This is a genomic window from Mesorhizobium silamurunense (genome assembly GCF_014843825.1).
Classification (GTDB): domain Bacteria; phylum Pseudomonadota; class Alphaproteobacteria; order Rhizobiales; family Rhizobiaceae; genus Mesorhizobium; species Mesorhizobium silamurunense.
This window is the reverse complement of sequence record NZ_JHQR01000370.1, coordinates 1-5,059: the sequence shown is the minus strand read 5'-3', so window position 1 is coordinate 5,059 and position 5,059 is coordinate 1. Positions and strand designations below refer to the sequence as shown.

The following is a 5,059-nucleotide window of genomic DNA, read 5'->3' as shown; positions in this document are numbered from 1 at the left end:
CGCGTTGCGGCCGCCGCAGCCGGCGATCCCTGCCTCGCTGCCGGCCGGCGCCGAAGGCGAATCCCGCGCCGACAATCTCGCCTGGCGGCTGGTGGCGCAGCTCTCGCTCAACTTCTTGAGCCTGGCGAAGGAAGGTCGCGGCGTCGATCCGCTGCATGCGCTGCTCGATCTCTATGCCGATCGCGGCGATCCGAGCCTTGCCCGCAACGTGCATTCGATCACCCGCATCGACTCGCGCCCGGTGATCGAGCGGCTCAAGATCGACGGTCCGATGTGCTTCGGGCGGGGCACGGAAGTGACGCTGCATGTCGACCAGTCGGTGCTGGCGGGGCAAAGCACGCTTTTGCTTTCGGCCCTGCTTTCGCGGCTGTTTGCCCGCCACGCCGGAATAAACGGCTTCGTGCGGACGCGCACGCGGCTGCTGCAGAAGCAGGAGGATGTGCCATGGCCGATGACGCCCGGCAATCGCTACCTGATCTAGCGAAGCCTGCTCCGAGCGAAGCCGACACGCTGTCGGAAAGCTTCGACTTCTTCGAGCTGCTGCGCCGGCTGGAGCAGAGAGGCGGGCTGTTCGGCTATTCCGGCCAGGCCAATCGCGAACCGGCGCGGCTCGGCCAGCATGTGCGGCTGAGCTTTTCGGCCAGGGACGTGGTCAAGTTCCAGGATGCGGGCGAAAAGGGCCCTGCGCGGGTTACCGTCGCCAATCTGGGGCTGCTGGGACCCGAAGGGCCGATGCCGCTGCATCTGACGCGCTGGGTGCTCGACCGGCTGTCGCAGCGCTGGTTCACCGGCGCCGACGCGGAGCAGACCAGCGACACGACCTTCGTCGACTTCGTCAACATCCTGCAACATCGCATGATCGCGCTCTACTATCGTGCTTGGGCGGACGCGCATCCGGCGGTCCAGGTCGAGCGCTCGATCGGCGGGCGCGTCCGCGCCATGCTGGAAGCAATGTCCGGGATCGGCCTTCCCGGCACCCAGGATCCCGAGCTCGACGCGGTGCGGCTGCGCCAGGCCGGATCGCTGGCCAATCAGGTCGACGGCGCGGAGCGGCTGACGCTGTTGCTTGCCACGGCCTTCAAGGTGCCGGTTGAGATCAAGGAGTTCGTCGCTTCCTGGATCACCATACCGGCGGCGCTGCAGAGCCGCGTCGGCAAGGCCTATGCGGCGCTTGGGCGCGGGGCCACGATCGGGCCGCGAGTCTTCAGCCGCCAGAGCCGGATCGAATTGCGCGTCGGCCCGCTCGGCCTCGACGACTTCAAGTCGTTCCTGCCCGGCCAACGGCGCCTCGCCCTTTTCAAGAAAGCAGTGCGCGATATGATCGGTGAAGCGCTCGATGTCGATTTGCGCATCGTGCTTGCGCGCGACGCCGTGCCGCCGCCGAAGATCGGAACCGTCCAGCTCGGCCGAACCTCCTGGCTTGCGCGCCCCGCCGCGAAGGGAGACGCCGACGATCTCAAGCTGCGCACCATTGTCGGCTGGCGGCCGGAAATGGCGGAGGCGGCCTGATGAGCCTGCTGCTGACGCTCGAACAAGGTCCGCGCTCCCAGGTGGTCAGGCAGACCCGGCTGGACGAGGGCGAGCTGGTGATCGGGCGCAGCGCCGATGCCGGCTGGCAGATCGACGATCCGGACATGTTCGTCTCGCGCGCGCATTGCAAGATCAGCGGCGGCCGCGACGGCTACTTCGTCACCGACACGTCGAGCAGCGGGCTGTTCATCGACGATTCCGACAGCCCGCTCGGCGCCGGCAGGTCGACACGGCTGCAAAGCGGCATGCGACTGAGGCTGGGCGACTACGTCCTTTATGTCGAGGTTCAGCCAAGCGCGAGCCAGACGTCGGTCGGCCAGGCCGCCAACCATTCCGCCCCCGCATGGTCGCCGCCTCAGCCGCGCACTCCACCCAGCATCGGCGGCGACGACTTCTTTTCGGCCAAGGTCGAGGAAGAACCGCGGCGGCCACGGCCGGCCGACCTGCCGGACCCGTTCGAGCAGCCTGTGCCCGGCGCATATGACCGCGCCTCGAACCAGCGCAGTTCGCCAGCCTTCGACGACCCGTTCAGCCTCGACCCGGTTGCGACACCTCAGTCGAACGACGATGTCGTGGCTGGCCGGTCGGATCCGTTCGGCTTCGGCGACATGCCGTCGCGCGGCGATACGGCGGAGCCCGCGCCGAAACCTGCCGGCTTCGATGGTGATTTCAGCTTTGGACCGGCTGCGGCGCCCGGCTCCGCCAACGGCGCCCAACCGGCCGGTCATGGCGAACAGCCGGCCGAAAAGCCGCATGTCGCTCATACGTGGGATATGCCGGCGCGCGCGGCCGAGCCCTCTCCTCCGCCGCGCCCCGCTTCCGCGCCCAAGCCGTCCCGCGCAGTTCAGCCTGCACCGGGCGACATGGCGCTGCGTGCCGCCTTCCTGCGCGGCATGGGTGTCGAGGAGGCCGATTTCCCCGGGCGCGATCCGATTGCCGAGATGGAAAAATTCGGGCGCGAGTACCGGCTGATGCTGGACGGCCTGATGCAGCTCCTGCGCAAGCGCGCCGAGGAAAAGGGCAGCGCGCGCGTCGCCCAGACGATGGTCGGAGCCTCCGAGGTCAATCCGCTGAAATTCCTGCCGACGGTCGAGGATGTCATCGTCACCATCATCTCGGAACGCAGCCCGGGTTTTCTCTCCGGCGAAGCGGCGATCGGCGATGCGGTGAAGGATCTCGCGCAACACCATGTGCGCGCCTGGCGCGGCGTTCAGGCGGCGCTGCGGCGCATGATCGACCGCTTCGATCCGGCGGCGATCGAGGAAGAGCTCAAATCCAATTCCGCGATCGGGAACCTGCTTTCAGGCGGGCGCAACGCCAAGCTCTGGGAGCTTTACCAGAAACGCCATCGCGACATCGCCCAAAGCGCGGAATCGAGCTTCCTGGGCGAGATCGGCGCGGACTTCAGGGATGCTTACGAAGAGGAGTAGGACATGATCGATCGACGCGAATTCATCGTTGCCCTCGGCGCGACGGGGCTGCTTGCGGCTTGCCAAAGCGGCCCGCCGAAACCATCGGTCATCTCGGTCAACGTGACCGGTGGCGCCGGCATGAATCCGGGACCGGGCGGCGGCGACAGGCCGGTGACCGTGCTGGTGATGCGGCTTGCCAGCACCGGCAAGTTCAATTCGGCAGACTATTTCGCGCTGCAGGGCGATGCGGGCTCGGCGCTCGGCGCCGATCTCATCGGATCCGACTCGATCTCCGTCGCGCCTGGCAAGATGGCGGCCAAGACCATCACGGTCGAGCCGAACGCGACGGCGCTCGGCTTCGTCGCGCTGATCCGCGAACCTGGCGGCAGGAACTGGCGCACGACCAAGTCTGTGTCGCCGGGATCGAAATTCACCATCAACGTCAGCCTCGGCAAGGGCGGTATTTCCGCCTGACGGCGCGACAACAGTTGGCAGTGCAGAGAGTGGCAGCATGAGCGACGCAAACAGGGTGCTGTGGTCCGAGGGTCTCTTCTTGAGGACCCAGCACTTTCAGCAGCAGGACCGGTTCTTCGAGGCGATGGTGCGCGGCGCGTTGCAGGCCGGCCAGCTCCACACGTTCGGTTTCCAGCAGCTGACGCTCGACCAGTCGCTGCTCGACGCCGGCCAGGTCTCGATCGTGTCGGCGCGTGGCATCTTCCCGGACGGCACGCCCTTCTCCATCCCGGAAATGATGGACGCGCCGAAACCATTGCCGGTCACGGCCGACACAGGTGCCGGCCCGGTGTTGGTCGCGCTGCCGCTCGAGCCGCCCGGCGGCGTCGGTTTCGACCCGGCGCATGCCGCGTCGACCGGCGCGCGCTATCACGGCAAGATCGTCTCGGTGCGCGATGCCGTGCAGGGCGGCTCGGACCCGGAAGAGATCGAGATCGCCCGGCCGCAGGCGGTGCTGCTTGCGCCCGGCAAATCGGTCGGCGGCTACACCGCGCTGCCGGTCGCCGACATCAAGGGAGTTCGCGCCGACGGCGGCGTCTCGCTCGACGAGACCTTCCTGCCGCCGACCCTGATCACAGGCGCCGTCGCCTGGTACCGGCAGTTGCTGCAGGAGGTCGTCACCGGCCTCGACCAGATCGCCGAGGCGCACGGCAAGATGGTGATGGGCGGCCCTGGCCGCAGCGTCGAGGACCTGTTGATGCTTCACCTCGCCAACGCGGCGCGGCCGCGGCTCGCGCATATGCTGGCGCAGGACGTCTTCCATCCGGCCGAGCTTTACCTCGAGCTTGCCGGCCTTGCCGGCGAAATGGCGACCTACGGTTCCAGCTCGCGCAGGCTCGGCGAGCTGCCGGCCTATGACCACATGGCGCCCGGCCCGGCCTATATGGCGCTTGCCGACGCCTTGCGCTCGCTGATCCTCAGCCTGCGCTATATCGAGCCGAAATCGCGTGCGCTGCCGGTCATGCGGCACGCGACCAATGTCTGGAAGGTTCGCATCGACAATCCGAAGCTTTTGGTCGCCAGCCGCATCGTCATCCGCGTCGGCTCCGAGCTGTCGGAAGACGCGTTGCGCAAGATTTTCGTCAACCAGGCGACCGTCGGCTCGGCGGACCAGTTCGAGGGCCTGTGGAAGTCGCGCCTGCCCGGCATCCCGCTGAAGCCGCTGCATTCGCAACCGCGCGAGATTCCTTATGACGGCGACCGGTTGTGCTTGGAGCTGGACCAGAAGAGCGAGCATTGGGCCTCGCTGCTCGACGCCCCCGGTTTCGTCATCGGCGTTTCTGGTGTCCTGCCGAGCGAGCCGCAGGTCGACTGCTATTCGGTGAACAGGTGAGGCCATGAGCCGGGATGATCCTTTCGGACTGTCGGAGGATCGCGAACGCACGCGCATCAGGCTGACGGGTGCCGCGCCGCGGCCGATTGCGCCGCTGGCGCCGGGCGCGCCGGTGAAGCGGGCGCGCGCGCATCCCAACACGCTGATCAACACCTTCGCGCCGCTGCTCGAATTCGCGCCGGAGCTCGAAAGCGCCCTCGCCCCGGAGAACCCTGAAGTGCTGCGCACGCGCCTGCTCGACGAGTTGGTCCGGGCGCGCGATGCGGCAATT

The 5,059-nt window shown here is 67.5% G+C and carries 5 protein-coding genes and 1 pseudogene; all 6 read left to right on the top strand.

Annotated elements, in window-relative coordinates; all coding sequences use genetic code 11:
* A partial coding sequence (locus tag DH10_RS33665; protein ID WP_192385821.1) for a type VI secretion system baseplate subunit TssF occupies positions 1-481 on the top strand: 481 nt, incomplete at its 5' end.
* On the top strand, positions 445-1,509 hold the full coding sequence (gene tssG, locus DH10_RS33660) for a type VI secretion system baseplate subunit TssG (RefSeq protein WP_192254516.1): 1,065 nt from the start codon (positions 445-447) through the stop codon (positions 1,507-1,509). The genes DH10_RS33665 and tssG, both read left to right, overlap by 37 nt.
* Positions 1,509-2,960: a type VI secretion system-associated FHA domain protein TagH gene (gene tagH / locus DH10_RS33655; protein WP_192254514.1), complete on the top strand. Its 1,452-nt coding sequence runs from the start codon at positions 1,509-1,511 to the stop codon at positions 2,958-2,960. The genes tssG and tagH overlap by 1 nt, the downstream gene beginning before the upstream one ends.
* Before the next feature lie 3 nt (positions 2,961-2,963).
* Entirely contained in the window at positions 2,964-3,416 is a 453-nt protein-coding gene (tssJ, locus tag DH10_RS33650) for a type VI secretion system lipoprotein TssJ (protein WP_192254512.1), read from the top strand.
* 37 nt (positions 3,417-3,453) lie between these two features.
* Positions 3,454-4,788, top strand: a complete 1,335-nt coding sequence (gene tssK, locus DH10_RS33645) for a type VI secretion system baseplate subunit TssK (RefSeq protein ID WP_192254510.1) — start codon at positions 3,454-3,456, stop codon at positions 4,786-4,788.
* Between the two features lie 4 nt (positions 4,789-4,792).
* A pseudogene (locus tag DH10_RS33640) lies at positions 4,793-5,059 on the top strand (type VI secretion system protein TssL); the annotation flags it as partial.